We start from the raw sequence: 26311 nt of genomic DNA, 5'->3' as shown, positions 1-26311 counted from the left end.
CAGTTCTCTAGTTGTCGCGCCTACCACTACTGCTTTGAAACTTAGAAGTTGCCCTGGACCCACCGCTTGAAGCGCTCAAGCACTGGGGCCTTCGGTTCATCGCCATAGCTGTTGTTGCTGCTGCTGTTGCTGTTACCGGTCAGGATCAGGTCCTCGGACTGCTTGAGCAGGCCGTAGGTGAGCAAGCCCACGCCGGTGGAATAGATCGGGTTGCGCACCACGTCGCTCAGCCCCCGAACGCTGTGCGGCACGCCCAGGCGTACCGGCATGTGGAAGATTTCCTCGGCCAGTTCCACGGCCCCTTCCATCTTCGCGGTGCCGCCGGTGAGGACGATGCCGGCCGGCACCAGGTCCTCGTAGCCGCTGCGGCGCAGCTCGGCCTGGATCAGGGTGAAGAGCTCGTCGTAACGCGGCTCCACCACCTCGGCCAGGGCCTGGCGCGACAGCTCGCGCGGCGGGCGGTCGCCCACGCTCGGCACCTTGATGGTCTCGCCGGCGCCGGCCAGCTTGGCCAGGGCGCAGGCGTAGCGGATCTTGATTTCCTCGGCGTACTGGGTCGGCGTGCGCAGGGCCATGGCGATGTCGTTGGTCACCTGGTCGCCGGCGATCGGGATCACCGCGGTGTGGCGGATCGCGCCTTCGGTGAAGATGGCGATGTCGGTGGTACCGCCGCCGATGTCCACCAGGCACACGCCCAGCTCTTTCTCGTCGTCGGTCAGCACCGAGTAGGCCGAGGCCAGCTGCTCGAGGATGATGTCGTCGATTTCCAGGCCGCAGCGGCGCACGCACTTCTCGATGTTCTGCGCCGCGTTGACCGCGCAGGTGACCACGTGGACCTTGGCTTCCAGGCGCACGCCCGACATGCCCAGTGGCTCGCGCACGCCTTCCTGGTTGTCGATCACATAGTCCTGCGGCAGGGTGTGCAGCACCCGCTGGTCGGCCGGGATGGCCACGGCCTGGGCGGCGTCGAGCACACGCTCGAGGTCGGCCACGCTGACTTCACGGTCGCGGATGGCGACGATGCCGTGGGAATTCAGGCTGCGGATGTGGTTGCCGGCCACGCCGACGAACGCCGAGTGGATACGGCAGCCGGCCATCAGCTGGGCTTCTTCCACCGCGCGCTGGATCGACTGCACGGTCGACTCGATGTTCACCACCACGCCTTTTTTCAGGCCGCGGGACGGGTGGGTGCCGATACCGACGATCTCGAGGGTGCCGTCTTCGCCCACTTCACCCACCAGCGCCACCACCTTGGAGGTGCCGATGTCCAGCCCGACGATCATTTTGCCGCTATGCGCGTTTGCCATGGTCCTGCCTCTCTCTAATTCTTCGCAACGGCGGGTTTGGCCGTCGTCGGTGCGTTCGGTTCCCGCCAACCAACGGCAAGTCCGTTGGAATAACGCAGATCAATGCGGGCGATGTTGGTGATCTGCTCTTTGAGCGTCTTGTCGTAAATGGCAATGAAACGGCGCATCTTCTCCACCAGATGGTCGCGCCCCAGCAGCAGCTCGATGCCCGGCCCGGCGCTGCTCGCACCGGTGGTCAGGAACCAGCTGCCACGTTCGCGCAGCTCGAGGCGCGCGATGGAAAAGCCCAGGGGGCGCAGCATCTGGCTCAATACCTGGTACTGCTGCATGACTTGTTGCTGTGCGCGCTGCGGCCCGGCCAGCTGCGGCAGGTGCTCGTAGTTGGCCAGCTCGCGCGGGGTAAAGGCCTGGCCCTGGTTGTTGAGCAGCGCCTCGTCGCCCCAGCGGGCCACCGGCAGCTGCTCTTCCAGGCGGATCACCACCTCGTCGGGCCACACCCGGCGCACTTCGGCGTGGGCGATCCAGGGCATCTGCTCGAGCTCCGCACGCATCGCCGTGAGGTCGACGCTGAAGAAGCTCGCCGCCACGTACGGCGCGATGCGCTGCTGCACCGACTGCTGGCTGATGTAGCTGAGGTCGCCCTGCACGTCGATCTTGGTGATCGGCCGATCGGCGTAAGGCATGAGGCGGATGGCGCCTTCATAGGCGCCAAAGCCTGCAGCCACCAGCACGATCGGCCACAGCAGGCGCTTGAGGCCGCCCAGGCTTGGCCGCGGCAGGCGCGCCGATACGGGCTCGTCGGCCACCAGTCGGCTGGCACCGCGCGGCACCGGCTTGCTACGGCCGGTAACGGGTTGCTGCTGACGTATCATTGCGCCTTGCATGATGGTTAACCTCGCGTCGCCACGCTGTCGGCCAGGATCGCCAGCACCAGTTGCTGGAAGTCCAGGCCGGCCGCGCGGGCCGCCATGGGCACCAGGCTATGGTCGGTCATGCCCGGTGCGGTGTTGACTTCGAGCAGCCAGAACCGGCCCTGCTCGTCCTGCATCACGTCCAGCCGGCCCCAGCCTTCGATGCCGATGGCATCGCAGGCGCGCGCGGTCAGGTCGATCAGTTCCTGTTCCTTGGCACTGTCCAGGCCGCACGGGATGCGGTACTGGGTGTCATTGGCGATGTACTTGGCGTCGTAGTCGTAGAACACGTGCGGGGTGCCCAACGCGATCGGCGGCAGCACCTGGCCCCGCAGCACGGCGATGGTGAACTCCGGGCCGTGAATCCATTGCTCGACCAGAACCTGCGAATCGTAATGGGCGGCGTCTTGCCAGGCAGCGATCAGTTCCTGCTCGCTGTTCACCTTGGCCATGCCGATGCTAGAGCCTTCATGGGCAGGTTTGACGATCAGCGGGAAGCCCAGTTCCGTACTCGCTGCAACACAATCCTGTTCGCTGGCCAGCACCGCGTGGCGCGGGGTCGGAATACCCAGGCTCTGCCACACCTGCTTGGTGCGCAGCTTGTCCATGGCCAGCGCCGAGGCAAGGATGCCGCTGCCGGTGTAAGGGATGCCCAGGCACTCCAGCAGGCCCTGCATGCTGCCGTCTTCACCGCCACGGCCGTGGAGAATGATGAAGGCGCGGTCGATCTTCTCGCCCTGCAGGCGTGCCAACAGGTCGTCACCGACGTCGATGCCGACCACGTCGACGCCGGCGCTGGTCAGTGCGTCGAGCACCGCGGCACCTGACTTGAGCGACACTTCGCGCTCGGCGCTCTTGCCGCCGTAGAGCACGGCGACGCGGCCGAACGCCTTGACGTCCAGGGTCGAATGCAAGGTTGCGTAGGCGCTGGTCATTTCGACTTCTCCTGCTTGGCGCCTGCGAACAGCGGGCTTTTCATCAGTTGCGGAGCCAGGCCGCCGACGTCACCGGCACCCTGGCAGATCAGGATGTCGCCGGCGCGCAGCAGCGGCTGGACCAACGGCGCCAGCTCGGCGCCGCGTTCGATGTAGATCGGGTCCAGCTTGCCGCGCTGGCGGATGCTGTGGCACAGCTGGCGGCTGTCGGCACCGGGGATCGGCTCTTCGCCGGCCGGGTAGACCTCCATCAGCAGCAGCACGTTGGCATCGCCGAGCACTTGCACGAAGTCGTCGTACAGGTCGCGGGTGCGGCTGTAACGGTGTGGCTGGTAGACGATCACCAGGCGACGGCTTGGCCAGCCACCGCGCACGGCCTTGATCACCGCGGCCACTTCGGTCGGGTGGTGGCCGTAGTCGTCGACCAGCATCACGCTGCCGCCTTCGACCGGCAGTTCGCCGTATACCTGGAAGCGCCGGCCGACACCCTGGAAGCCGGACAGGCCCTGGATGATGGCCTCGTCGCTGATGCCTTCGTCGGTGGCGATGGCGATGGTGGCCAGGGCGTTGAGCACGTTGTGGTTGCCCGGCATGTTGACCGAGACTTCCAGCGGCTCGCGGTCGCGGCGCAGCACGGTGAAGTGGGTCTGCATGCCCTGCTGGCGCACGTTGATGGCGCGGATGTCGGCCTCTTCGCTGAAGCCATAGGTGACGGTCGGGCGCTTGACCTGCGGCAGGATCTCGCGCACCACCGGGTCGTCCAGGCACATCACGGCCAGGCCGTAGAACGGCAGGTTGTGCAGGAACTCGACGAAGGTCTTCTTCAGCTTGTTGAAGTCACCCTCGTAGGTTGCCATGTGGTCGGCATCGATGTTGGTGACCACGGCGACCATCGGCTGCAGGTGCAGGAAGCTGGCATCGCTTTCGTCGGCTTCGGCGATCAGGTAGCGGCTGGTACCCAGCTGCGCATTGGTGCCGGCCGCGGTCAGGCGGCCGCCGATGACGAAGGTCGGGTCCAGGCCGCCGGCAGCGAACACCGAGGCCAGCAGGCTGGTGGTGGTGGTCTTGCCATGGGTACCGGCCACCGCCACGCCGTGGCGATAGCGCATCAGCTCGGCGAGCATCTCGGCACGCGGCACCACCGGGATACGACGTTCCAGGGCGGTGGCGACTTCCGGGTTGGCCGGGTTGATGGCGCTGGACACCACCAGCACGTCGGCATTGGCAGCGTTCTCGGCACGGTGGCCAACGAAGATCTCGGCGCCGAACGACTCCAGGCGCTCGGTGACCGGCGACGCCTTGAGGTCGGAACCGGACACCTGGTAACCCAGGTTCAGCAGCACTTCGGCGATACCGCACATGCCCACGCCGCCGATACCGACGAAGTGGATGCGGTTGATGCGGCCCATCTTCGGATGGGGCATGGCTTTCTGGCTTTCAACCATGGGCCACCTCCAGGCAGATATCCACCACGGTGCTGGTTGCGGCAGGTTTGGCCAGGCGCCGTGCGGTGCCAGCCATGGTGTTGAGTTTCTCGGGTTGCATCAGCACCTCGTTCAGGCGTTCAGCGAGCTGCGCTGCGCCAGTTGTCGCTTGTGGCATGAGGAAGGCAGCGCCTTCCCGGGCCAGATAATGGGCGTTGTGGGTCTGGTGGTCGTCGATCGCGTGGGGCAAGGGCACCAGCATCGAAGGCAGGCCCGCCGCCGCGAGTTCGCTGACGGTCAGGGCACCGGCCCGGCAGACCACGATATCGGCCCAGCCATAGGCATGGGCCATGTCCTTGATGAACGGTTCGACCTGGGCCTCGACACCGGCCTCGCGGTAGCGCTCGGCGGTGGCTGGCCCGTGGTGCTTCCCAGCCTGGTGGAACACCTCTGGGCGCAGGTCTGCCGGTACTTCGGACAGGGCCTTAGGCAACAATTTGTTCAATGGTTCCGCACCCAGGCTGCCGCCCATGACCAGCAGGCGCGCGCGGCGCTCGGCAAGGGGGGCGCGCGCGGCGTCCATGAACAGTTCCGGGCGCACCGGGTTACCGGTGGTGCGCAGCTTGTCGCTGGCGGCGAAGGTTGCCGGGAAGGCCTCGCAGACGCGTGCGGCCAGTGGCAGCAGCAGGCGGTTGGTGGTGCCGGCCCGGGCATTCTGCTCGTGGATCACCAGCGGTACGCCGCACAGGCGCGCGGCGACGCCGCCCGGGCCGGTCACATAGCCGCCGAAGCCGACCACGCAGACCGGCTTCAGCTCACGCACGATGCGACGGGCCTGGAGCACGGCCTTGACCAGGGTGAACGGCGCCTTGAGCAGCGACAGCTTGCCCTTGCCGCGCAGGCCGCTGACCTGGATCAGGTGCAGCGCCAGGCCGGCTTGCGGCACCAGTTCGTTCTCGATGCCACGCGGGGTGCCCAGCCAGTGCACGGTGTAACCGCGCGCCTGGAATTCACGGGCGCAGGCCAGGGCTGGGAACACATGGCCCCCGGTGCCACCGGCCATGATCAGTACGTTCTTGCCGTCAGCGGCCATGACTGGTCTCCTCGGCAAAATCGCTCTCGTTGAATTCGTGTTCCTCGCTGCCCAGGTGCGTGCGGCTCTCCCACTCGATGCGCAGCAACAACCCCACGCAGGCACAGCAGATCACCAGCGATGAACCGCCGTAGCTGAGGAATGGCAGGGTCAGGCCCTTGGTCGGCAGCAGGCCGACGTTTACCCCGATGTTGATCAGGAACTGGCCGATCCACAGGAACGACAGGCCGAACGCCATGTAGGCGGCGAAGAACTGCTTGGCCTTTTCGGCCCACAGGCCGATGTACAGGGCGCGGATGGTGACGAAGACGAACAGCGCAATGGTCACCAGCGAGCCGACCACGCCCAGTTCTTCGGCCAAAACCGAGAACACGAAGTCGGTGTGCGCTTCGGGCAGGTAGAACTGCTTCTGCACGCTGTTGCCCAGGCCCACGCCCAGCCACTCGCCACGGCCGAAGGCGATCAGCGCCTGGGTCAGCTGGTAGCCGGAGCCGAACTGGTCGGACCAGGGGTCGGTAAAGGTGATCAGGCGCGCCATCCGGTACGGCTGCGCCTGCACCAGCACGAACACCGCGACCACCGCCAGCACCACCATCAGGCTGAAGCGGAACAACCCCACCCCGCCGAGGAACAGCATGGCGGCAGCGGCACCCATCATCACCACGGTGGCGCCGAAGTCCGGTTCCATCAGCAACAGGGCGGCCATCGGCAGTAGCACGATGAACGGCTTGAAGAAGCCCATCCAGGTTTCGCGCACCTCGGTCTGCCGGCGTACCAGGTAGCCGGCCAGGTAGATGACCACGAAGACCTTGGCGATCTCCGAAGGCTGCACGTTGAAGAAGCTGAAGCCGATCCAGCGCATCGAGCCGTTGACCTCTCGGCCAATGCCCGGGACCAGCACCATGACCAGCAGGCCGAAGGCGCCGATCAGCATCATGAAGCCCATGCGCTGCCAGGTGGCGATCGGCACCAGCATGGTCGCGCCGCAGGCGACCAGGCCGAGGAACACGTACACCAGGTGGCGGAACATGTGGTACAGCGGGTTGCCGGACTGCACCGCGGCCACTTCCGAGGAGGCCGAGGTGATCATCACCAGGCCCAGGCCGAGCAGCGCCAGGCAACCGGCCAGCAGCGGGAAGTCGAGGTCGATGCCACGGCCGCTGATCAGCGGCGACGGATAGGGCTTGAGGATGCCGAAGATCATGCCAGCCCTCCTGCCGCCTGGGCGAACAGGCGCCCGCGTTCTTCGAAGTTCTTGAACATGTCGAGGCTGGCGCAGGCCGGCGACAGCAGCACGGCGTCACCAGGCTGGGCCAGCTCGGCGCACTGCTGTACGGCTTCGTCCAGGGTGCTGACCCTGACCTGCGGCACGCCGTCGCCCAGGGCCTCGGCCAGGCGCTCGGCATCGCGGCCCAGCAGCACCACGGCGCGGCAGAAGCGCCGGACCGGCTCGCGCAGGGCGGCGAAGTCGGCGCCCTTGCCGTCGCCACCGGCGATCAGCACCAGCTTGCCTTCGATGTCGGCGCCCAGGCCTTCGATGGCCGCCAGGGCCGCACCGACATTGGTGGCCTTGGAATCGTCGTACCAGTTCACCGCGTTGCGCTCGCGTACCCACTGGCAACGGTGGGCCAGGCCTGCGAATTCGCGCAGGGCTTCGAGCATCGGCTCGAACGGCAGGCCGGCGGCATGGCCCAGGGCCAGCGCCGCCAGGGCATTGCTCTGGTTGTGGGCACCGCGGATCTTCAGCTCGCGCACCGGCATCAGCGTCTGGAATTCGTAGGCCAGGTACTTCTCGCCGTCGACTTCACGCAGGCCAAAGGCCTTGAAGTCCGGCTGGTTGAGGCCGAAGGTGAAGCACGGGCGGCCTTCCACCGGCAGCGGCCGGCTCAGGGCGTCCTGGCGGTTGACCACGACCTGGCGGGCACCGCGGAAGATCCGGTGCTTGGCCAGGTGGTAGGCCGGCAGGCCGCTGTAGCGGTCCATGTGGTCTTCGCTGATGTTCAGCACGGTGGCCACTTCGGCGTTGAGCTGGTCGGTGGTTTCCAGCTGGAAGCTCGAGAGTTCCAGCACGTACAGCTCGACGTCATCGCTCAGCAGGTCGAGCGCCGGGGTGCCCAGGTTGCCGCCCACGGCCACGCGCTTGCCGGCCTTGGCGGCCATGTCGCCAACCAGGGTGGTGACGGTGCTCTTGGCATTGGAGCCACTGATCGCCACGATCGGCGCCTTGGCGTGACGGGCGAACAGTTCGATGTCGCCGGACAGCTGCACGCCACGCGCAGCCGCCTGCTGCAGGGCCGGGGTGGCCAGGGCCAGGCCGGGGCTCACGTACAGCTCGTTGGCGCGGCACAGGAAGTCCACGTCCAGTTCACCACAGCGCACTTCCACCTGCGGGTAATCACGGCGCAGGGTGTCCAGTTCCGGCGGTTGCTCGCGGGTGTCGGCGACCGCAAAGGCAATGCCCCGGCTCGCCAGGAAGCGAACCAGGGACATGCCGCTCTTGCCGAGGCCGACAACGATGCGGAATTGGTCGGAAGCGATCAGGGACACGCTCATCTACCTCAGTTTCAGGGTGGCAAGGCCGATCAGCACGAGGATCACGGTGATGATCCAGAAGCGGACGATCACGCGCGGCTCGGGCCAGCCCTTGAGTTCAAAGTGGTGGTGGATCGGCGCCATGCGGAACACGCGCTTGCCGGTAAGCTTGAAGGAGGCGACCTGGATCACCACCGACAGGGTTTCGACGACGAAGATGCCACCCATGATGAACAGCACGATTTCCTGGCGAACGATCACCGCGATGGTGCCCAGGGCCGCGCCCAGCGCCAGCGCGCCGACGTCCCCCATGAACACCTGTGCCGGGTAGGTGTTGAACCACAGGAAGCCCAGGCCCGCGCCGATCAGCGCGCCGCAGAACACGATCAGCTCGCCCGAGCCCGGCACATAAGGGATCAGCAGGTAGTCGGCGAATTTCACGTTGCCCGACAGGTAGCAGAAGATGCCCAGGGCACCGCCGACCATCACCGTCGGCATGATCGCCAGGCCGTCGAGTCCGTCGGTCAGGTTGACCGCGTTGCTCGAGCCGACGATGACGAAGTAGGTCAGGACAACGAAACCGACCCCCAGCGGAATGGTGACATCCTTGAGGAAAGGCACGATCAGCGTGGTCTCGACGCTGGTCGGTGCGGTCTTGAACAGGAACAGCGCAGCACCCAGGCCGAACACCGACTGCCAGAAGTACTTCCAGCGGCTCGGCAGCCCGCGGGAGTTCTTCTCGATGACCTTGCGGTAGTCGTCGACCCAGCCGATGGCCCCGAACAGCAGGGTGACGATCAGCACGGTCCACACGTAGCGGTTGGACAGGTCGGCCCACAGCAGGGTGCTGATGGCGATGGCGGACAGGATCAGCGCGCCCCCCATGGTCGGGGTGCCGGACTTGGACAGGTGCGATTGCGGGCCGTCGTTACGGACGGCCTGACCGATCTGGCGGATCTGCAGGGTACGGATCATCCACGGCCCCAGCCACAGTGCCAGCGACAACGCGGTCAGCACACCCAGGATCCCGCGCAGGGACAGGTACTGGAAGACCCCGAAGCCTTTGTGGAACTGTTGCAGATACTCGGCCAACAGCAGCAGCATTAATGTTTCTCCCCGCTGGCACCGCACAGTGCGGCCACGACGTTTTCCATCGCAGCGCTGCGCGAGCCCTTGATCAATATGGTGGTGTCGCTGGCTGTCTCGGCACGAACGGCGTCGATCAGCTCAGCCTGGGTGGCGAAATGACGGCCATTGGCGCCGAACGCCGTGACCGCGTGAATCATGTTGGAACCCACTGCATACAGGGCGTCGACCTTGCCATGCGCGTACTCGCCCACCTGACGGTGACCTTCTTCCGCCCATTGGCCCAGCTCGCCGATATCCCCCAGCACCAGAACGGTGCGCCCGGAAAAGCCGCGGAGTATATCAATGGCCGCGCACATCGAGGTGGGATTTGCGTTGTAGCTGTCGTCGATCACGCGCACGCCGTTGCCGGCGATCTGTGCCACAGTGCGGCCCTTGACCGGCTGCACTGCGTTCAAGCCGGCGGCGATGCCGCTCAGGCTCAGACCAACGGCGTGGGCGGCGGCGGCAGCGGCCAGGGCGTTGCTGACGTTGTGCTCGCCGAGCACATTCAGTTGCACGGCCACCGACTCACCGGCGCCATGCAAGGTGAACGACGGGCAACCACGGGCATCGCGGTCGATGTCGGTGGCATGGAAGTCGGCGCGGGCATCGGTGCGGGCGAAACTGATGACCTTGTGCTGGCCGGCGCGCGCCTTCCAGGTAGCGAACGCCTTGTCGTCCAGGTTGAGGATGGCCGTGCCGCCCTCGCCCAGGCCTTCGAGGATTTCGCCCTTGGCTTCGACGATCTTCTCCGGGCCGCCGAACTCGCCGACGTGGGCGGTACCGGCGTTGTTGATGATCACCACCTGCGGCCGGGTCAGGCCCACGGTGTAGCGGATCTCGCCAATGCGCGAGGCGCCCAGCTCGATCACCGCGGCGCTGTGCTCCGGGGCGATTTCCAGCAGGGTCAGCGGCGCGCCGAGGTCGTTGTTCAGGTTGCCGCGGGTGGCGTGCACCAGGCCACGGGTACGCAGGATGCTGGCAAGCATCTCCTTGACCGTGGTCTTGCCGCTGGAGCCGGTAATGGCCACCACCGGCTTGTCGAACGCGGCGCGGTTCAAGGCCCCGAGCTGGCCGAGCGCGACACGGCAATCGGCGACCAGCAGCTGCGGCAGGTCGACATCGCTGATTTCACGCTCGACCAATGCCGCGACGGCGCCCTTGGCCTTGACGTCGGCCAGGTAGTCGTGGCCGTCGAAGCGCGGCCCGGTCAGGGCGACGAACAGTTGGCCGGCGCCGACGCTGCGGCTGTCGATGCTGACCCCGGCGAAGCTGGCGTCGGCACTGACCAGGCGCGCATTCAGTGCCGTGGTCAGCTGGCTGAGGGTCATGGGCTTAAGCATGTGGAGCCTCCCAGGCTGCAAGTGCCTTGTCGGCTTCGATCAGGTCGGAGAAGGCATGGCGCTCGCCATGGATCTCCTGGTAATCCTCGTGCCCCTTGCCGGCCAGGACGATCACGTCATTGGCGGCGGCGGTGGCGATCAGGTGGGCGATGGCCTGGCCACGGCCGGCGACGAACTCGACGTCGGCGGGCTTGGCGAAACCTGGGCGAATGTCGGCGAAGATACCCGCCGGGTCTTCAGTGCGTGGGTTGTCGTCGGTGACCAGCACGCGGTCGGCCAGGCGCTCGGCCACTTCGGCCATCAACGGGCGCTTGCCGCGATCACGGTCGCCGCCGCAGCCGAACAGGCACAGCAGCCGGCCGTGGGCGTGCGGGCGCAGAGCCTCGAGGACTTTTTCCAGAGCGTCCGGGGTGTGCGCGTAGTCGACCACCACCAGCGGCTTGTCACCGCCACCCAGGCGCTGCATGCGACCGACCGGCCCCTGCAGTTGCGGGGTGATCCTGAGGATCTCGTCCAGCGAGTAATCCAGCGCCAGCAGCGTGGCCACGGCAGCGAGCATGTTGCTCAGGTTGAAGCGGCCGAGCAGTTGGCTACGCAGGGTGCGCTCACCCTGGGCGGTCACGAGGATGGCACGCACGCCATCGTCATCGAAACGGGCTTCGCGGCAGAACAGCGAGGCGTCCGGGTTTTCCAGGCTATAGCTGAGCAGCCGGGTCTCGATATGATCGGCAACCGGACGGTGGGCAAAATCGTCGGCCAGGCGGCGACCGAACGCATCGTCCAGGTTGACCACCTGGCAGCGCAGGCTCGGCCAGGCGAACAGCTTGGCCTTGGCGGCCTCGTAGGCCTCCATGCTGCCGTGGTAGTCGAGGTGGTCGCGGGACAGGTTGGTCATCACCGCGATGTCGAATTCCAGCGCGGCGACACGGCCCTGCTCCAGGGCGTGGGAGGAGACCTCCATGGCCACGGCCCTGGCGCCGCCCTTCTTCAGGTCGTTGAGGGTCGCCTGCACGGCGATCGGGTCGGGCGTGGTCAGGCGGCCGCTCTGCAACTCACCGTAGAAGCCGGTGCCCAGGGTGCCGATCAGGCCGCAACGCTGGCCCAGCACATCGAGTGCCTGGGCCACCAGCTGGGTGACGCTGGTCTTGCCGTTGGTGCCGGTGACGCCAATCAGGTTCAACTGACGGCTCGGCTCGCCATAGAAGCGCCCGGCAATCTGCGACAGCTGGCCGATCAGGCCCTTGACCGGGATCAGCGGCACGTCGGTGAGCGGCAGCACGTTGGCGCCCTGCTCTTCGTAGGCCACGGCAGCGGCACCGCGCGCCAGGGCATCGGCGATGTGCTCGCGGCCGTCGACCTTGGCGCCGGGCACGGCCAGGAACAGGTCGCCCTGGCGCACCTGACGGCTGTCCAGGGTGAGCTCACGGATCAACGGATCCCGGCTGGCGTTGGCGAACAGCTTGCTCAATGGCATCGTCATCATCCACGCCCTCCCTTGGCGGGTACTGTACTGGCCTGCTGCGGATCGGTCGGCGGCGGCAGGTTGTCTGGCGGCACGTTCATCAGGCGCAGGGTGCCGGACATGACCTTGCTGAACACCGGCGCCGAGACCAGGCCACCGAAGTAACCGCCCTTGCCCGGTTCGTCGATGACCACGACGATGGCGTAGCGCGGGTCGCTCATCGGGCCGAAACCGGCGAACAGCGAGCGGTAGGCGTTTTCGGTGTAGCCCTTGGAGCCGACGGTGGCCTTGCGCGCGGTACCGGACTTGCCGGCCACGTGATAGAACGGCACCTGGGCACGGAACACGCCGCGCGGTGCTTCGATCACCTGCTGCAGCATGCCCTGGACGGTTTCGGCGGTTTCCTTGGGGATCGCCTGCACGGCTTCCGGCGCCTTGTCGACCTTGAGGATCGACAGCGGCACCATCTTGCCGTCGTTGGCCAGCGCCGCGTAGGCATGCACCAGTTGCAAGGCGGTGACCGATACGCCGTAGCCGTAGGACAGGGTCGCGGTCTCGGCCTTGCGCCACTCGCGGTGGTTGGGCAGGTTGCCGACGCGCTCGCCCGGGAAGCCGAGGCCGGTGTACTGGCCCAGGCCGACCTGGGACATCACCCGGTAGATGGCCTCGCCGCCGATGTCGAAGGCGATCTTGCTCATGCCGACGTTGGAAGAGTTGATCAGGATGCCGGTCAGGTCGAGGATCGGGCCCTCGCTCTTGGACACGTCCTTGATGGTGTAGCGGCCGATCTGCAGGCTGCCCGGGTACACCTCGACCTTGTCGGACGGCTTCCAGCGGCCGCTCTGCAGCGCCGCGCTCATGGAGATCGGCTTGACCGTGGAGCCTGGCTCGAACACGTCGATGATCGCCCGGTTGCGCATGGCGGCCGGGAACATGCTGCGGCGGTTGTTGGGGTTGTAGGTCGGCTGGTTGACCATGGCCAGGACCTCACCGGTCTTGACGTCCATGATCACCAGGCTGCCGGCCTTGGCGTCCTGCTCGGCGATGGCGTTGCGCAGTTCGCGGGTGGCCAGGTATTGCAGGCGCAGGTCGATCGACAACGCCAAGGTCTTGCCGGCCTTGGCGTTCTTGGTCACCTGGATGTCCTTGATCAGCCGGCCACGCCGGTCCTTGATCACCTGCCGCTTGCCGGGCACCCCGGCGAGCCACTCGTCGTAGGCCAGCTCCACCCCTTCGCGGCCGTGGTCGTCGAGGTCGGTGAAGCCGACCATGTGCGCGGTGACGTCACCGGCCGGGTAGAAGCGGCGGAATTCTTCCAGCCCGTACACGCCCGGCACTTTCAGGTCGAGCACGTGCTGGCCCTGCTCCGGGGTCAGGCCGCGGACCAGGTAGATGAATTCCTTGTTGGCCTGCGCGGTCAGGCGCTCGGTCAGCTGCTGGGCGTTCTGCCCGAGGGCGGCGGCCAGCTGTGGCCAGCGGTCCTTGGCGACCTGCATTTCCTTGGGGTTGGCCCACAGGGTGGTGACCGGGGTACTGACGGCCAGCGGCTCGCCGTTGCGGTCGGTGATCAGCCCGCGGTGCGCAGGAATCGGGATATGCCGCAGGCTGCGGGCGTCGCCCTGACCCTTGAGGAAGTCACGGTCGACCACCTGCAGGTCGATGATGCGCCAGCAGATGGCGCCGACCATCAGCGCCAGCAAACCGACCACGACCCGGAAGCGCCAGGGGTAGAGTGCGCCTTCGAGCTTCATCATGGCGCCACCATCCGCACTTCGTCGGCTGCAGGCACGCGCATCTTGAGCTGCTCGGCAGCCAGGTTCTCGATGCGGCTGGAGGCCGTCCAGGTGCTCTGTTCGAGAATCAGCCGGCCCCACTCGGCCTGGGCCTTGTCGCGCTCGTTCAGCTCACCGTACAAGGTATTGAGCAACTGGCGATTCCAGTGCGCGCTGTAGGACACCGCGATCGCCGAAACGAGCACGCCGATGAACAGCAGGAGCATCAGGAAGCTCCCGCCTGGCAGTGGCTTGGCAAATAGCCGGCTCACCTAAGCTTCTCCGCCACCCGCATCACGGCGCTGCGCGACCGCGGGTTGGCCTTGAGCTCGGCTTCGGAGGCGAACTGGGCCTTGCCGATGAGCTTGATTTTCGGCTCGAAAGCCTTGTGCTGCACCGGCAGGTTGCGCGGCAGGTTGTCGGCCTCACCCTTGACCAGCTTGCGCATGAACAGCTTGACGATGCGGTCTTCCAGCGAGTGGAAGCTGATCACCGCCAGGCGACCACCCACTTCAAGGGCATCGAGCGCGGCCTCCAGGCCGGCCTCGAGGTCGCCCAGTTCGTTGTTGACGTGGATGCGCAGCCCCTGGAAGGCACGGGTCGCCGGGTTCTTGCCCTTTTCCCAGGCCGGGTTGGCGACCTTGAGCACTTCGGCCAGGTCGGCGGTACGGGTGAAGGGCTGCTTCTCGCGGCGCTCGACCACGGCGCGGGCCATGCGCCCGGCAAAACGCTCTTCGCCGTATTCCTTGAACACGCGGGCGATTTCCTCGACCGGCGCGCTGGCAATGAACTCGGCGGCGCTGATGCCCTGGTCCGGGTTCATGCGCATGTCCAGCGGGCCATCATTGAGGAAGCTGAAACCGCGCTCAGGGTCGTCCAGCTGCGGCGAAGACACGCCCAGGTCGAGCAGGATGCCGCTGACCTTGCCGGCCAGGCCGCGCTCGGCCACTTCCGCACCCAGCTCGGCAAAGCTGCGCTGCACAATGACAAAGCGGCCGTCTTCGGCCGCCAGCGCTTGCCCGGTGGCAATCGCCTGAGGATCCTTGTCGAACCCCAGCAGCCGCCCCTGCGGCCCCAGTTTGCTGAGGATCAGGCGGCTATGGCCGCCACGCCCGAAGGTGCCGTCCAGATAGCAACCGTCGGCGCGCAGGGCCAATGCCTCGACAGCTTCGTCGAGCAGGACGGTGATGTGGTTGAAGCCGCTATCTATGGTCACAGGATCAGGTCACGCAAATCGTCGGGCATGGCGCCCGGTTGTTGGATAGCTGCGAGGTCGGCTGCCGAAACCGCGTTCCAGGCATCCTCATCCCACAGCTGGAATTTGTTCAACTGCCCCACCAGCATCGCCTTCTTGTCCAGCTTGGCGTACTCACGCAGGCGGGGCGGAACCAGGAAACGCCCACTGCCGTCGAGTTCGAGGTCAACCGCATTGCCGATCAGCAAGCGCTGCAGGCGGCGGTTTTCCTCACGTAACGACGGCAAGGCGCGCAACTTGGCTTCAATCTGTTCCCACTCGTCGAGGGGATAAACACACAAGCAGGGGTCCACGGCGTCGATGGTCACGATGAGCTGACCCTGGCAACGCGAATCGAGCTCGTCACGGTACCGGCTCGGCATGGCGAGACGGCCCTTGGCATCGAGGCTGACGGCGTTGGCTCCGCGGAACACGGCTGCGATTCCCCACAATGTTAGCTTTTTTGTGCCAGAAAACCCACTTCATCCCACTTTCTGCCACTTGCGCACACTATAGGAATCCGCCCGCTGCACCGTCAAGGCACGTTCATAAGGAAAACCCTTACAGGACCGAGATTTAGCGCAACAAAGGAAGGGGGAAGCATTACCGGAATGAGAAAAACGCGAGAAAAATCAAACCCACTCAAACGAATGCAGTTCGAAGTTAAAGTGATTTATTAAGAGTAAGATCTTTTTGGTATTACCAACGGGCATCTGCTATCGAATCAAGCAGGAGGGGGAAGGGGGTGGAGAGTCGATCTGTAAGCCGGGTTTTGTCGAGGACAGTCATTCCTCTACGACGGCCATCACTGGACGCCTCTAGCAACCTACCCGGTTCCGACGCGGGCCACGCCTGATGGAACCCTATTTGGTCTTGCTCCGAGTGGGGTTTACCTAGCCACGGACTGTTGCCAGCCGTGCGGTGCGCTCTTACCGCACCTTTTCACCCTTACCGGCACCGAAGTGCTTAGGCGGTTGTTTTCTGTGGCACTTTCCGTAGGCTCGCGCCTCCCAGGCGTTACCTGGCACTCTGCCCTATGGAGCCCGGACTTTCCTCCCCCATCTTTTGCGGAACAAAAGACGGCAGCGACTGTCCGATCGACTCTCCGCCGCCAAGGTTAACGGCACGCGCGCGCAAGAACAAGCGATACCGTCATTTATGACTAATTCGCCATCACTGGGCTTTCTGTTTTTCCAGGGCTACCTGGTACAACAGGTTCTTGCGCACCCCGGTGATTTCCGCCGCCAGTGCAGCTGCCCGCTTGAGCGGCAGCTCCGCCAGCAGCAGGTCGAGCACGCGCTGCGCTTCGGCGCTGATCGCCTCCTCGCCTTGCGGCTCGCTCCAGCCACCGACCAGCACCACGCACTCGCCGCGCTGCTGGTTGCTGTCGCCGGCCACGAACGCACGCAGCTCGCCAAGCGGCAGGCCCTTGAGAGTCTCGAAGGTCTTGGTCAGCTCGCGGGCGAGCAAGGCCGGGCGCTCGGCGCCAAACACCAGCTCCATGTCTTCCAGGCACTCCAGGATGCGGTGCGGCGCCTCGTAGAAGATCAGCGTGCGCGGCTCTTCCTTGACCTGCTCCAGGCGCGCCCGACGGCCGGCAGCCTTGGCCGGCAGGAAGCCTTCGAAGATGAAACGGTCGGATGGCAGGCCGGCTGCCGACAGCGCGGCGATCAGCGCGCAGGCGCCGGGCACCGGCACCACGTTGACCCCGGCGGCCCGGGCCTGACGCACCAGGTGGTAGCCAGGGTCGGAAATCAGCGGCGTGCCGGCATCGGAGACCAGCGCCACGTCCTCGCCCGCCAGCAGCTTGGTGATGAAGCGGCCGCCTTCGTCGCGCTCGTTGTGCTCATGGCAGGCGGCCAGTGGCGTATCGATGCCGAAATGCTGCATCAGGCGGATCGAATGCCGGGTGTCCTCGGCGGCGATCAGGGCGACATCGGCCAGCACTTTCAGCGCCCTGGCGCTCATGTCGTCAAGGTTGCCGATGGGGGTAGCGACCACATAAAGCGTCCCCACGGTGGATTTCGAAGCCCCTGCCACATCAGTCACTGCACGCACCCTGTCTTTCGGATCAAAGGCGCCATTGTAGCCCGAGCACCGGTAACAGGGCGCAAAGAACTTCACCTGCAAGCCTTTGCCGGGCACCTATAGTGAAGGTTCCGACATCAGCAACATCGCGCCCGGGCTGCCGCTTGGGTACAATCGTCGGCCAATTTGATCGAGTAACAGGACCTTTACATGATCGCTTGCCTGCGGCTGTTCACAGCCTTCTGCTTAGCTGCCCTGCTGGCAGCCTGCGCCAGCTCGCCCTCATCCAGCCTGGGCGAACTGCCGCGCACCCCGGACGCCAGCATCGAGCAGCTGCTCGAGAAAGCGGCCACCAGCAAGTCTGCGCAAGACGCCGCGCTGCTGCGCCTGAGCGCCGCCGACCTGGCCTACAAGCAGAAGGACTTCCCGCGCGCCGCACGCATTCTCGAGCAGGTGCCGATGGACACGCTCAAGCCGGCCCAGCAGATCTTCGCCGCCACCCTCGGCGCCGAGCTGGCAATGAGCCGCAACCAGCCCAAGGCCGCCCTCACCGCCCTGGCCAACCCCAACCTGCAGCACGTCGGCGAGCTGCCGGCAGAGCAGCAGGTGCGCACCTACAGCGTCCACGCCGCCGCCCTCGAAGCCGACGGCCAGGCCCTGGCTGCCGCCCAGCAGCGCGTGCTGCTGAGCCCACTGCTCAGCGGCCAGGCCGCCGCCGCCAACAATGACGCAATCTGGGCCCTGGTCGCCTCGCTGCCGGCCGAGCAACTGCAGCAGCCGAGCAACAACGAAACCCTGGCCGGCTGGGCCAGCCTGGCCCTGGCCGTGAAAAGCGCCGGCACCCTGGAGCAGCAACAGGCCGCCATCGACGCCTGGCGCAAGCAGCACCCGGACCACCCTGCAGCCCAGCAACTGCCGCAGGCCCTGACCAAGCTCAAGGAGCTGGCCAGCCAGCCATTGACCAAGATCGCCCTGCTGCTGCCCCAGGACGGGCCGCTGGCTGGCGTCGCCCGCGCCCTGCGCGACGGCTTCATGGCCGCCCACTTCCAGGCCCAGCAAGGTGGCCAGCCGGCGCCCGCCGTGCAGGTGTACGACAGCTCGCGCATCGGCTCGCTCGACGCCTTCTACCGCCAGGCCCAGGCCGATGGCGTGCAACTGGTGGTCGGCCCGCTGGAAAAACCGCTGGTCAAGCAGCTCGCCGGCAACGCCCAGCTGCCCATCACCACCCTCGCTCTGAACTACGCCGACGCCGGCCAGAAGGCCCCGTCGCAGCTGTTCCAGTTCGGCCTCGCCGCCGAAGACGAAGCCCGCGAAGTGGCGCGCCGCGCCCGTGCCGACGGCATGGTCCGTGCCGTGGCGCTGGTACCGAGCGGTGAGTGGGGCGACCGCGTGCTGGCCGCCTTCCGCCAGGACTGGGAAGGCAACGGCGGCACCCTCATCGCCGCCGAGCGCATCGCCCAGCCAGTCGCCCTGGCCCAGCAGATCGCCAGCCTGTTCCAACTGCGCCAGAGCGAGGGCCGCGCCCAGAGCCTGCAGAGCACCGTGGGCGGCAACGTCGCCGCGCAGCCGTCGCGCCGCCAGGACATCGACTTCATCTTCCTCGCCTCGACCCCGCAGCAGGCGCAGCAGATCAAGCCGACCCTGAACTTCCAGTACGCCGGCGACGTACCGGTCTACGCCACCTCGAACCTGTACAGCGCCAGCGGTGACGTCAACCAGTACAACGACATGAACGGCATCCGCTTCTGCGAAACCCCGTGGCTGCTCGACACCACCAACAACCTGCGCCAGCAGGTGGTGCAGCAGTGGCCGCAAGCCGCGGGCAGCCTTGGCCGCCTGTACGCCATGGGCGTCGACGCCTACAGCCTGGCGCCGCGCCTGGGTCAGCTCAAAGCCCTGCCGGACAACCGTGTGCAAGGCCTCTCCGGCAGCTTGAGCATCAACGCCAACCAACGCGTCGAGCGCCAACTGCCATGGGCCGAGTTCTCCGGCGGCCAGGTCAAGCGCCTGCCGGACACCCCGCGCTGATGCCCCAGGCGTCGCCGACCCGCGCCGGCCAGGCTGCAGAATGCCAAGCCCTTGAATACCTTCAGGGGCAAGGCCTGCAACCGTTGGCACGCAATTGGCGATGCAAAGGCGGCGAGCTTGATCTGGTCATGCTCGACGCCGATACAGTAGTATTCGTCGAAGTCCGCTATCGATTGCATGCGGCCTTCGGCGGCGCCCTCGGCAGTATCGACGGGCGCAAACAAAAACGGCTGGTGCTTGCCGCCACCTTGTTCCTGCAGAAGGAGGCCCGTTGGGCCAGTTACCCCTGCCGCTTCGACGTTGTCGCCCTGCAGGGCAGCCAGCATGCAGGCCGACCGCTTCAATGGCTGAAAAACGCCTTCGAATGCTGAACCCACTCCGATTTTTTTGCTCTATGTATCGCGGGCTGGTCGCTGTTGCGCGTAGCAAAGGCCACCGCTCCACTTAAGGTCACCAGATGGACATGCAATCCCGAATTCGCCGGCTGTTCCAGGCCAGCATCGACACCAAGCAACAGGCAATGGACATCCTGGCACCGCACATCGAGCAGGCCAGCCTGGTCATGGTCAACGCGCTGCTCAACGAGGGCAAGATGCTCGCCTGCGGCAACGGCGGCTCGGCCGGCGACGCCCAGCACTTTTCGTCCGAGCTGCTCAACCGCTTCGAGCGTGAGCGCCCGAGCCTGCCGGCGATCGCCCTGACCACCGACAGCTCGACGCTGACCTCGATCGCCAACGATTACAGCTACAACGAAGTGTTCTCCAAGCAGATCCGCGCCCTGGGCCAGCCCGGCGACGTGCTGCTGGCGATTTCCACCAGCGGCAACTCGGCCAACGTGATCCAGGCGATCCAGGCCGCACATGATCGCGAAATGATTGTCGTAGCATTGACCGGACGCGACGGCGGCGGCATGGCTTCACTGCTGCTGCCCGAGGACGTGGAGATCCGCGTGCCGTCGACGGTCACCGCTCGTATCCAGGAAGTCCACCTGCTGGCGATCCACTGCCTGTGCGATCTGATCGACAGCCAACTGTTCGGGAGTGAAGAATGACCCCCATCCGCCTGGGCCTGATGGCCCTGACCCTGTGCCTGAGCGTCACCGGTTGCAGCTCGGTGCTGACCTCGACCCGCAACTCGCCGATCGAGGACGATCGCGGCACGCGCACCATCGGCAGCAAGATCGACGACTCGCTGATCGAAACCAAGGCTGCGGTGAACATTTCCAAGGCCAACCCTGATCTGGACCAGGGCTCGCACATCGTCGTCAGCAGCTACAACGGCATCGTCCTGCTCGCCGGGCAAACGCCACGCGCCGACCTCAAGAGCCTGGCCGAACAGACCGCCGGCCAGGTGCAACGGGTGAAGAAGGTGCACAACGAACTGCAGGTGATGCAGCCCTCCTCCATCCTCGCGCGCAACAACGACGCCTGGCTGACCACCAAGATCAAGACCCAGATGCTCACCGACAACGCCGTGCCCAGCTCGCGCATCAAGGTGATCACCGAGAACGGCATCGTCTACCTGCTCGGCCTGGTGACCCAGCAGGAGGCCAACTCGGCCACTGCCGTGGTGCAGGGTGTGTCGGGCGTGCAGAAGATCGTCAAGCTGTTCGAATACATCGACTGATTCCGCCGGCCCTTTCGCAGGTAAACCCGCTCCCACAGGGGATTGCAAGCCTCCTGTGGGAGCGGGTTTACCCGCGAAGAGGCCGGCACAGGTAACAACGATACTCCCCCGACACCCAGGAAACACCGCATGAAAAAGCTTCTGCTGCCCGCCCTGCTGCTCGGCACCTTCGCCACCCTGGCCGGCTGCTCCACCCCGAGCCTGATCACCCTCAACGACGGCCGTGAAATCCAAGCCATCGATGCGCCGCATTACGAGAAGGATTCGGGCTTCTACGAGTTCGAGCAACTCGACGGCAAGCGCACCCGCATCAACAAGGACCAGGTGCGCAGCATCAGCGACCTGTAAGCCCTGCTTCGCGGCAAAGAAAAAGGCGATCCATGCGGATCGCCTTTTTCGTTACTTGACCACCTTCAGGCTTGGCCGACCGCTCGGGCGCGGTGGCTGGCCACCTCCCTCCGGCGGGCCATCGTCATCCGGCTCGACAGCTTCGTCTTCCTGGTCATCGTCATCCATCGACCCTGGCTCCAGCTCGAAGACCATGCCCTGGCCGTTCTCCCGGGCGTAAATGCCCAGGATGGCGCCAGCCGGCACGAACAGCGAATGGGAAACACCGCTGAAGCGGCCTTCGAAACTGACCGCGTCGTTGTCCATGTGCAGGTTGCGCACGGCACTCGGCGAGATGTTCAGGACGATCTGGCCATCACTGGCGAAACCTTGTGGCACCTGGACCGCCGGGAATTCGGCATTGACCAGCATATGGGGCGTGCAATCGTTGTCGACGATCCACTCGTACAGTGCTCGTACCAGATAGGGGCGACTGGAGTTCATCAACAGCTCCTTAAAGCTTGCGCATTTCACGTTCTACGGAGGACAGGCTCGCCAGGAAAGGCTCGCGGGCGAACTGTCGTTCCATGTAATCCAGCAGCGGCTTTGCCTGCCGCGGCAACTCGATACCCAGTACCGGCAGACGCCATAGTATGGGCAGTAGACAGCAATCGACCAGGCTTTGCTCCTCGCTCATGAAGCAGGCGAACTCGCCGAACAGCGGCGAGACGCCGGTCAGGCTCTCGCGCAGGGCCTTGCGCGCCTCGGTGCGGGCGGCCTCCTTGCTGCGCGGGTCGAGTATGGTATCAGCCAACACGCACCAGTCGCGCTGGATACGGTGCATCAGCAAGCGGCTGTTGCCACGCGCCACCGGGTACACCGGCATCAGCGGCGGATGCGGGTAACGCTCCTCGAGGTATTCCATCACCACGGTCGATTCATACAACGCCAGGTCACGGTCGACCAGGGTCGGCACGCTGCCGTAAGGATTCACCTCGGCCAGCTTGGGCGGCAGACGCGCGGGGTCGACATCGATGACCTGCACGCTGACACCCTTCTCGGCGAGCACCAGGCGCACCCGGTGGGAGTAGTGGTCAGCGGGGTCGGAATAGCAGGCTAACCGATTGGTTGCGCCCATGTAGCGCCTCCTCGCAGGGGATGCTTGTAAGACTCTAAATAAAAACGCGCCCGGGGCGCCCCCAGCACATTGGCTGGGGCACCCCGGGCGCGTTCAACTACCAGAAACTACTGCGTGATCAGTGCACGTCCTTCCAGTATTCGCGCTTGAGCAAATAGGCGAACACGAAGAAGAAAGCCAGGTACAGCAACACGTAGGTACCGATGCGCTGGCTCTCCAGTTTGACCGGGTTGGCCGAATAGGCCAGGAAGGTCACCAGGTTCTTGACCTTCTCGTCGAACTGCTCGGTGTTCAGGGTACCGGAATTCGGCGTGATGGTCAGCTGGTCACAGGCTTCATGGGTCAACGGGCTACCGGTCAATGGGTCGAATTGCTTCTTGCCGTCGACCACCATCTGCACCTGCTTGCAGCCGACCACCTGGTTACCCTGCAGGCCGACCAGCACGTTGGGCATGCCGACGTTCGGGAACACCTTGTTGTTGACCCCATAGGGCCGCGACGGATCCTCGTAGAAGCTGCGCAGGTAGCTGTACAGCCAGTCGGTGCCGCGCACCCTGGCAACCAGGGTCAGGTCGGGCGGCGCGGCGCCGAACCAGGTCTTGGCATCATTGGGCTGCATGCCGATCTGCATGTGGTCGCCGATCTTGGCACCGGTGAACACCAGCTTCTCGAGCATCAGCTCATGGGGAATGCCGAGGTCGTCGGCCACCCGCTCGTAGCGCTGGAACTTGGCACTGTGGCAGCCCATGCAATAGTTGGCGAAGGTACGCGCACCGTCCTGCATGGCGGCCTTGTCGGTCAGGTCGATATCGACCTTGTCCAGCTCCAGGCCGTGTTCGGCAGCGAAGGCGAAGGCAGGCATCACTGCCAGCAAAAATACTGCAATCAACTTTTTCATCAGCCAGTCACCCTATCCGGAACCGGTTTGGTCTTCTCGAGCCTTGTGTAGAACGGCATCAGCAGGAAGTAGGCGAAGTACAGCACCGTGCACACCTGCGACAGCAAGGTGCGCCCAGGGGTCGGGGCCAGTACGCCGAGGATGCCGAGAATCACGAAGGCAATGCAGAACACCAGCAGGAAGACCTTGCTGATCCAGCCCTTGTAGCGCATGGAACGCACCGGGCTGCGGTCGAGCCAGGGCAGCACGAACAGCACGGCGATCGCCGCACCCATGGCGATCACGCCGAACAGCTTGTCAGGCACCGCCCGCAGGATCGCGTAGAACGGCGTGAAGTACCACACCGGGGCGATGTGCTCCGGAGTCTTGAACGCGTTGGCCTGCTCGAAGTTCGGTTTTTCCAGGAAGTACCCGCCCATTTCCGGGAAGAAGAACACCACGGAGCAGAACACGAAGAGGAACACCACCACGCCGACAATGTCCTTGACGGTGTAGTACGGATGGAACGGGATACCGTCGAGAGGAATGCCGTTCTCGTCCTTGTGCTTCTTGATCTCCACGCCATCGGGGTTGTTCGACCCCACTTCGTGCAGCGCCAGGATGTGCAGCACCACCAAGCCGAGAATGACGATCGGCAGGGCCACCACATGCAAGGCGAAGAAGCGGTTCAAGGTGATGCCGGAGATCAGGTAGTCACCCCGGATCCATTGGGTCAGGTCGCCGCCGATCACCGGAATGGCACCGAACAGCGAGATGATCACCTGGGCGCCCCAGTACGACATCTGCCCCCAAGGCAGCAGGTAGCCCATGAAGGCTTCGGCCATCAGCGCCAGGTAGATCAGCATGCCGAACAGCCACACCAGCTCGCGTGGCTTCTGGTAGGAGCCATAGAGCAGGCCGCGGAACATGTGCAGGTAGACCACGATGAAGAACGCCGACGCACCGGTGGAGTGCAGGTAGCGCAAGATCCAGCCGTACTCCACGTCACGCATGATGTACTCGACCGAGGCGAACGCCTCTTCCGCCGAGGGCGTGAAACTCATGGTCAGCCACACGCCGGTGACGATCTGGTTGACCAGCACCAGCAATGCCAGCGAACCGAAGAAATACAGGAAGTTGAAGTTCTTCGGCGCGTAGTACTTGCTCAGGTGGTCTTCCCACATCTTGGTGGCAGGGAAGCGCGCGTCGATCCAGTCCATGAACTTGCTCATCATGCTTTCTCCTGGTCGACGCCGATGACGACGATGTCATCCGACTCGTACGAGTGTGGCGGCACTGGCAGGTTGAGCGGCGCCGGCTGGGATTTGTAGACACGCCCGGCAAGGTCGTAGTGGGAGCCGTGGCACGGGCAGAAATAGCCACCGACCCACTTGGGCCCAAGGTCGGCGGGCGCGACTTCCGGGCGGAAGGTCGGCGAGCAGCCCAGGTGCGTGCACAGGCCGACGAGAATGAGCAGCTCCGGCTTGATCGAGCGGACTTCGGGGTCGACATACGCCGGCTGCACCGAGTTCTTCGATTGCGGGTCAGAAAGATCGCCTTCGATCTTCTTCAGGTTGCCGAGGATCTCCTGCGTTCGCCGCACGATGAACACCGGCTGGCCACGCCATTCGGCGACCATCTGCTGCCCCGGCTCGACCTTGGCGATATTCACCTTCACCGGTGCACCGGCAGCCTTTGCCTTGGCACTGGGAAACCATGACCCCACGAACGGTACCGCAGCCCCCACTGCCCCCGCCGCCCCGACCACGGATGTCGCGGCTACGAGGAAGCGGCGCCGGCCTGCGTTGACGCCGTCATTGCTCATTCAGTCCTCTCCCATCAGCTTTGCTTGGCCAGTTGGACCTGGCCTGTACTTAGGTTGTGTCTGTGGCACCAAAATTTGGCCGCCATGGTAAGAAACAAATCCACACAGTGACAAGGTGATTACCCCCGCCAGGGGCCACAACCCGCGCTTTGCTTGATCTGCGTCTATGCGGCACGGCGCCACGGACATGCTGACAGGTTAGTTCAAGACATAAAAAAAGCCCGGTTCCAAGGAACCGGGCTTTTTTCGACTGCCGAAGCGGTATTAACGCTTGGAGTACTGAGGACGCTTACGCGCTTTACGCAGACCCACTTTCTTACGCTCGACTTCACGAGCGTCGCGGGTGACGTAGCCAGCACGACGCAGAGCGCCACGCAGGGTTTCGTCGTATTCCATCAGAGCGCGGGTGATACCGTGACGGATCGCACCGGCCTGACCGCTGACACCACCACCGGAAACGGTGACGTAGATGTCGAACTTCTCAACGGTTTCGGTCAGCTCGAGCGGCTGGCGAACAACCATGCGAGCGGTTTCGCGACCGAAGAACACGTCCAGAGAACGGTTGTTGATGGAAATGTTACCAGTACCCGGACGCAGGAATACGCGAGCGGTTGCGGTCTTGCGACGGCCAGTGCCGTAGTTTTGAGTCGCCGACATAATGAACCTTCCCGTTAGATCTTCAGTTCTTGAGGCTGCTGAGCAGTGTGTGGGTGAGCAGCACCCGCGTACACTTTCAGCTTGCGGTACATGTCGCGACCCAGCGGGTTCTTAGGCAGCATGCCTTTGACCGCGGTTTCGATAACACGCTCAGGGGCTTTGGCGATCAACTTCTCGAAGTTGATTTCCTTGATGCCACCTGGGAAACCGGAGTGGGAGTAGTACATTTTGTCGGAAGACTTGGCACCAGTCACACGAACCTGTTCAGCGTTGATGACGACGATGTAGTCGCCGGTGTCAACGTGAGGGGTGTATTCTGGTTTGTGCTTGCCACGCAGACGGGTAGCGATTTCGGTAGCCAGACGACCCAGGGTCTGGCCAGCGGCGTCGACTACGAACCACTCGCGCTTTACTGTTTCCGGTTTAGCAGTAAAAGTTTTCATTCTCTAAAGCCTCAGAGGCCGCCCAGCGAAAAATAGACGGCGAATCTTACTGGATAGTGCACGGATTGCCAAGGGCAAACGCGCAGCCGAACGCTGACGCTTTTGGGGGCTCGGGTCGGGCACGCCAATGTTCGACGGGGTTCTTCCTGCGTGGTGGTGCATCACTTCCGCCACGCGTAGAGGGTCCGAATTATCCAGATTGCGCGAAAAATTTCAACCTG

Annotated in this window: 27 protein-coding genes and 1 other RNA gene; 5 read left to right on the top strand and 23 right to left on the bottom strand. The window is 64.8% G+C overall.

The annotated features are described in order from the left end of the window. Positions 1-41: 41 nt before the first annotated feature. The 16 genes from ftsA to rsmI form a co-directional block, all read right to left on the bottom strand. Positions 42-1307 carry a cell division protein FtsA gene (ftsA, locus tag ACIP21_RS21560; protein WP_400691808.1) on the bottom strand — a complete coding sequence of 422 codons (1266 nt, stop codon included), beginning with the start codon at positions 1305-1307 and terminating at the stop codon, positions 42-44. Between the two features lie 14 nt (positions 1308-1321). Then, entirely contained in the window at positions 1322-2191 is an 870-nt protein-coding gene (locus ACIP21_RS21555; protein ID WP_152954778.1) for a cell division protein FtsQ/DivIB, read from the bottom strand. Positions 2192-2196: 5 nt separating this feature from the next. After that, positions 2197-3153 carry a D-alanine--D-alanine ligase gene (locus ACIP21_RS21550; RefSeq protein WP_400691805.1) on the bottom strand — a complete coding sequence of 319 codons (957 nt, stop codon included), beginning with the start codon at positions 3151-3153 and terminating at the stop codon, positions 2197-2199. After that, entirely contained in the window at positions 3150-4598 is a 1449-nt protein-coding gene (gene murC, locus ACIP21_RS21545) for a UDP-N-acetylmuramate--L-alanine ligase (protein ID WP_400691803.1), read from the bottom strand. Before murC ends, ACIP21_RS21550 begins: the two co-directional genes overlap by 4 nt. Next, the gene (gene murG / locus ACIP21_RS21540) at positions 4591-5670 is read right to left on the bottom strand and encodes an undecaprenyldiphospho-muramoylpentapeptide beta-N-acetylglucosaminyltransferase (RefSeq protein ID WP_400691799.1); all 1080 of its coding nucleotides are present in this window, start codon (positions 5668-5670) and stop codon (positions 4591-4593) included. The genes murC and murG overlap by 8 nt, the downstream gene beginning before the upstream one ends. Continuing rightward, the gene (gene ftsW, locus ACIP21_RS21535) at positions 5660-6874 is read right to left on the bottom strand and encodes a putative lipid II flippase FtsW (RefSeq protein ID WP_400691796.1); all 1215 of its coding nucleotides are present in this window, start codon (positions 6872-6874) and stop codon (positions 5660-5662) included. Before ftsW ends, murG begins: the two co-directional genes overlap by 11 nt. Next, positions 6871-8217: a UDP-N-acetylmuramoyl-L-alanine--D-glutamate ligase gene (gene murD / locus ACIP21_RS21530; RefSeq protein WP_400691793.1), complete on the bottom strand. Its 1347-nt coding sequence runs from the start codon at positions 8215-8217 to the stop codon at positions 6871-6873. Before murD ends, ftsW begins: the two co-directional genes overlap by 4 nt. A 6-nt stretch (positions 8218-8223) precedes the next feature. After that, positions 8224-9306, bottom strand: coding sequence for a phospho-N-acetylmuramoyl-pentapeptide-transferase (mraY, locus tag ACIP21_RS21525; RefSeq protein ID WP_400691790.1), 1083 nt, complete (start codon positions 9304-9306; stop codon positions 8224-8226). After that, entirely contained in the window at positions 9306-10673 is a 1368-nt protein-coding gene (murF, locus tag ACIP21_RS21520) for a UDP-N-acetylmuramoyl-tripeptide--D-alanyl-D-alanine ligase (protein ID WP_400691787.1), read from the bottom strand. Before murF ends, mraY begins: the two co-directional genes overlap by 1 nt. Continuing rightward, on the bottom strand, positions 10666-12153 hold the full coding sequence (locus ACIP21_RS21515; RefSeq protein WP_400691785.1) for a UDP-N-acetylmuramoyl-L-alanyl-D-glutamate--2,6-diaminopimelate ligase: 1488 nt from the start codon (positions 12151-12153) through the stop codon (positions 10666-10668). Before ACIP21_RS21515 ends, murF begins: the two co-directional genes overlap by 8 nt. Beyond that, positions 12153-13886, bottom strand: a complete 1734-nt coding sequence (locus tag ACIP21_RS21510) for a peptidoglycan D,D-transpeptidase FtsI family protein (RefSeq protein ID WP_400692240.1) — start codon at positions 13884-13886, stop codon at positions 12153-12155. Before ACIP21_RS21510 ends, ACIP21_RS21515 begins: the two co-directional genes overlap by 1 nt. Next, on the bottom strand, positions 13886-14179 hold the full coding sequence (gene ftsL, locus ACIP21_RS21505; RefSeq protein ID WP_400691782.1) for a cell division protein FtsL: 294 nt from the start codon (positions 14177-14179) through the stop codon (positions 13886-13888). The genes ACIP21_RS21510 and ftsL overlap by 1 nt, the downstream gene beginning before the upstream one ends. Beyond that, positions 14176-15123 (bottom strand): 16S rRNA (cytosine(1402)-N(4))-methyltransferase RsmH, encoded by a 948-nt coding sequence (rsmH, locus tag ACIP21_RS21500; protein WP_400691779.1) that lies wholly within the window; start codon positions 15121-15123, stop codon positions 14176-14178. The genes ftsL and rsmH overlap by 4 nt, the downstream gene beginning before the upstream one ends. After that, the gene (gene mraZ, locus ACIP21_RS21495) at positions 15120-15575 is read right to left on the bottom strand and encodes a division/cell wall cluster transcriptional repressor MraZ (protein WP_400691776.1); all 456 of its coding nucleotides are present in this window, start codon (positions 15573-15575) and stop codon (positions 15120-15122) included. The genes rsmH and mraZ overlap by 4 nt, the downstream gene beginning before the upstream one ends. A 311-nt stretch (positions 15576-15886) precedes the next feature. After that, positions 15887-16246, bottom strand: an RNA gene (rnpB, locus tag ACIP21_RS21490) — RNase P RNA component class A. A gap of 68 nt (positions 16247-16314) precedes the next feature. Beyond that, positions 16315-17190 (bottom strand): 16S rRNA (cytidine(1402)-2'-O)-methyltransferase, encoded by an 876-nt coding sequence (rsmI, locus tag ACIP21_RS21485; RefSeq protein WP_400691773.1) that lies wholly within the window; start codon positions 17188-17190, stop codon positions 16315-16317. A gap of 189 nt (positions 17191-17379) precedes the next feature. Between rsmI and ACIP21_RS21480 the strand changes: the two genes are divergently transcribed. The 5 genes from ACIP21_RS21480 (at position 17380) to ACIP21_RS21460 (ending at position 21171) form a co-directional block, all read left to right on the top strand. Then, positions 17380-19197 (top strand): penicillin-binding protein activator, encoded by a 1818-nt coding sequence (locus ACIP21_RS21480; RefSeq protein ID WP_400691770.1) that lies wholly within the window; start codon positions 17380-17382, stop codon positions 19195-19197. After that, entirely contained in the window at positions 19197-19568 is a 372-nt protein-coding gene (locus ACIP21_RS21475; protein ID WP_400691768.1) for a YraN family protein, read from the top strand. Before ACIP21_RS21480 ends, ACIP21_RS21475 begins: the two co-directional genes overlap by 1 nt. A gap of 86 nt (positions 19569-19654) precedes the next feature. Beyond that, positions 19655-20248 carry a phosphoheptose isomerase gene (locus tag ACIP21_RS21470; RefSeq protein WP_012274070.1) on the top strand — a complete coding sequence of 198 codons (594 nt, stop codon included), beginning with the start codon at positions 19655-19657 and terminating at the stop codon, positions 20246-20248. Continuing rightward, complete coding sequence (locus ACIP21_RS21465) at positions 20245-20823, top strand: BON domain-containing protein (protein WP_400691765.1); 579 nt, start codon at positions 20245-20247, stop codon at positions 20821-20823. Before ACIP21_RS21470 ends, ACIP21_RS21465 begins: the two co-directional genes overlap by 4 nt. Before the next feature lie 129 nt (positions 20824-20952). Next, the gene (locus ACIP21_RS21460; RefSeq protein ID WP_400691762.1) at positions 20953-21171 is read left to right on the top strand and encodes a YgdI/YgdR family lipoprotein; all 219 of its coding nucleotides are present in this window, start codon (positions 20953-20955) and stop codon (positions 21169-21171) included. Positions 21172-21222: 51 nt separating this feature from the next. Here the strand turns inward: ACIP21_RS21460 and ACIP21_RS21455 are convergent, their stop codons facing one another. The 7 genes from ACIP21_RS21455 to rplM all read right to left on the bottom strand — a co-directional run bounded on the left by ACIP21_RS21455 (position 21223) and on the right by rplM (position 26090). Beyond that, entirely contained in the window at positions 21223-21654 is a 432-nt protein-coding gene (locus ACIP21_RS21455) for a ClpXP protease specificity-enhancing factor (RefSeq protein WP_400691760.1), read from the bottom strand. Between the two features lie 10 nt (positions 21655-21664). Next, the gene (locus ACIP21_RS21450) at positions 21665-22288 is read right to left on the bottom strand and encodes a glutathione S-transferase N-terminal domain-containing protein (RefSeq protein ID WP_400691758.1); all 624 of its coding nucleotides are present in this window, start codon (positions 22286-22288) and stop codon (positions 21665-21667) included. 118 nt (positions 22289-22406) lie between these two features. After that, entirely contained in the window at positions 22407-23186 is a 780-nt protein-coding gene (locus tag ACIP21_RS21445; protein ID WP_400691755.1) for a cytochrome c1, read from the bottom strand. Next, entirely contained in the window at positions 23186-24397 is a 1212-nt protein-coding gene (locus ACIP21_RS21440; protein ID WP_400692237.1) for a cytochrome bc complex cytochrome b subunit, read from the bottom strand. Before ACIP21_RS21440 ends, ACIP21_RS21445 begins: the two co-directional genes overlap by 1 nt. Continuing rightward, complete coding sequence (gene petA / locus ACIP21_RS21435; RefSeq protein WP_400691753.1) at positions 24397-24990, bottom strand: ubiquinol-cytochrome c reductase iron-sulfur subunit; 594 nt, start codon at positions 24988-24990, stop codon at positions 24397-24399. The genes ACIP21_RS21440 and petA overlap by 1 nt, the downstream gene beginning before the upstream one ends. A 264-nt stretch (positions 24991-25254) precedes the next feature. Further along, positions 25255-25647 (bottom strand): 30S ribosomal protein S9, encoded by a 393-nt coding sequence (rpsI, locus tag ACIP21_RS21430; protein WP_003260797.1) that lies wholly within the window; start codon positions 25645-25647, stop codon positions 25255-25257. Between the two features lie 14 nt (positions 25648-25661). Continuing rightward, positions 25662-26090 (bottom strand): 50S ribosomal protein L13, encoded by a 429-nt coding sequence (gene rplM, locus ACIP21_RS21425; RefSeq protein ID WP_003251819.1) that lies wholly within the window; start codon positions 26088-26090, stop codon positions 25662-25664. Positions 26091-26311 lie beyond the last annotated feature (221 nt).

Source organism: Pseudomonas sp. NPDC089401 (genome assembly GCF_044749485.1).
Lineage (GTDB): Bacteria > Pseudomonadota > Gammaproteobacteria > Pseudomonadales > Pseudomonadaceae > Aquipseudomonas.
Note: the sequence above shows the minus strand (reverse complement) of the source record. Positions and strands in the feature narration are given on the sequence as shown.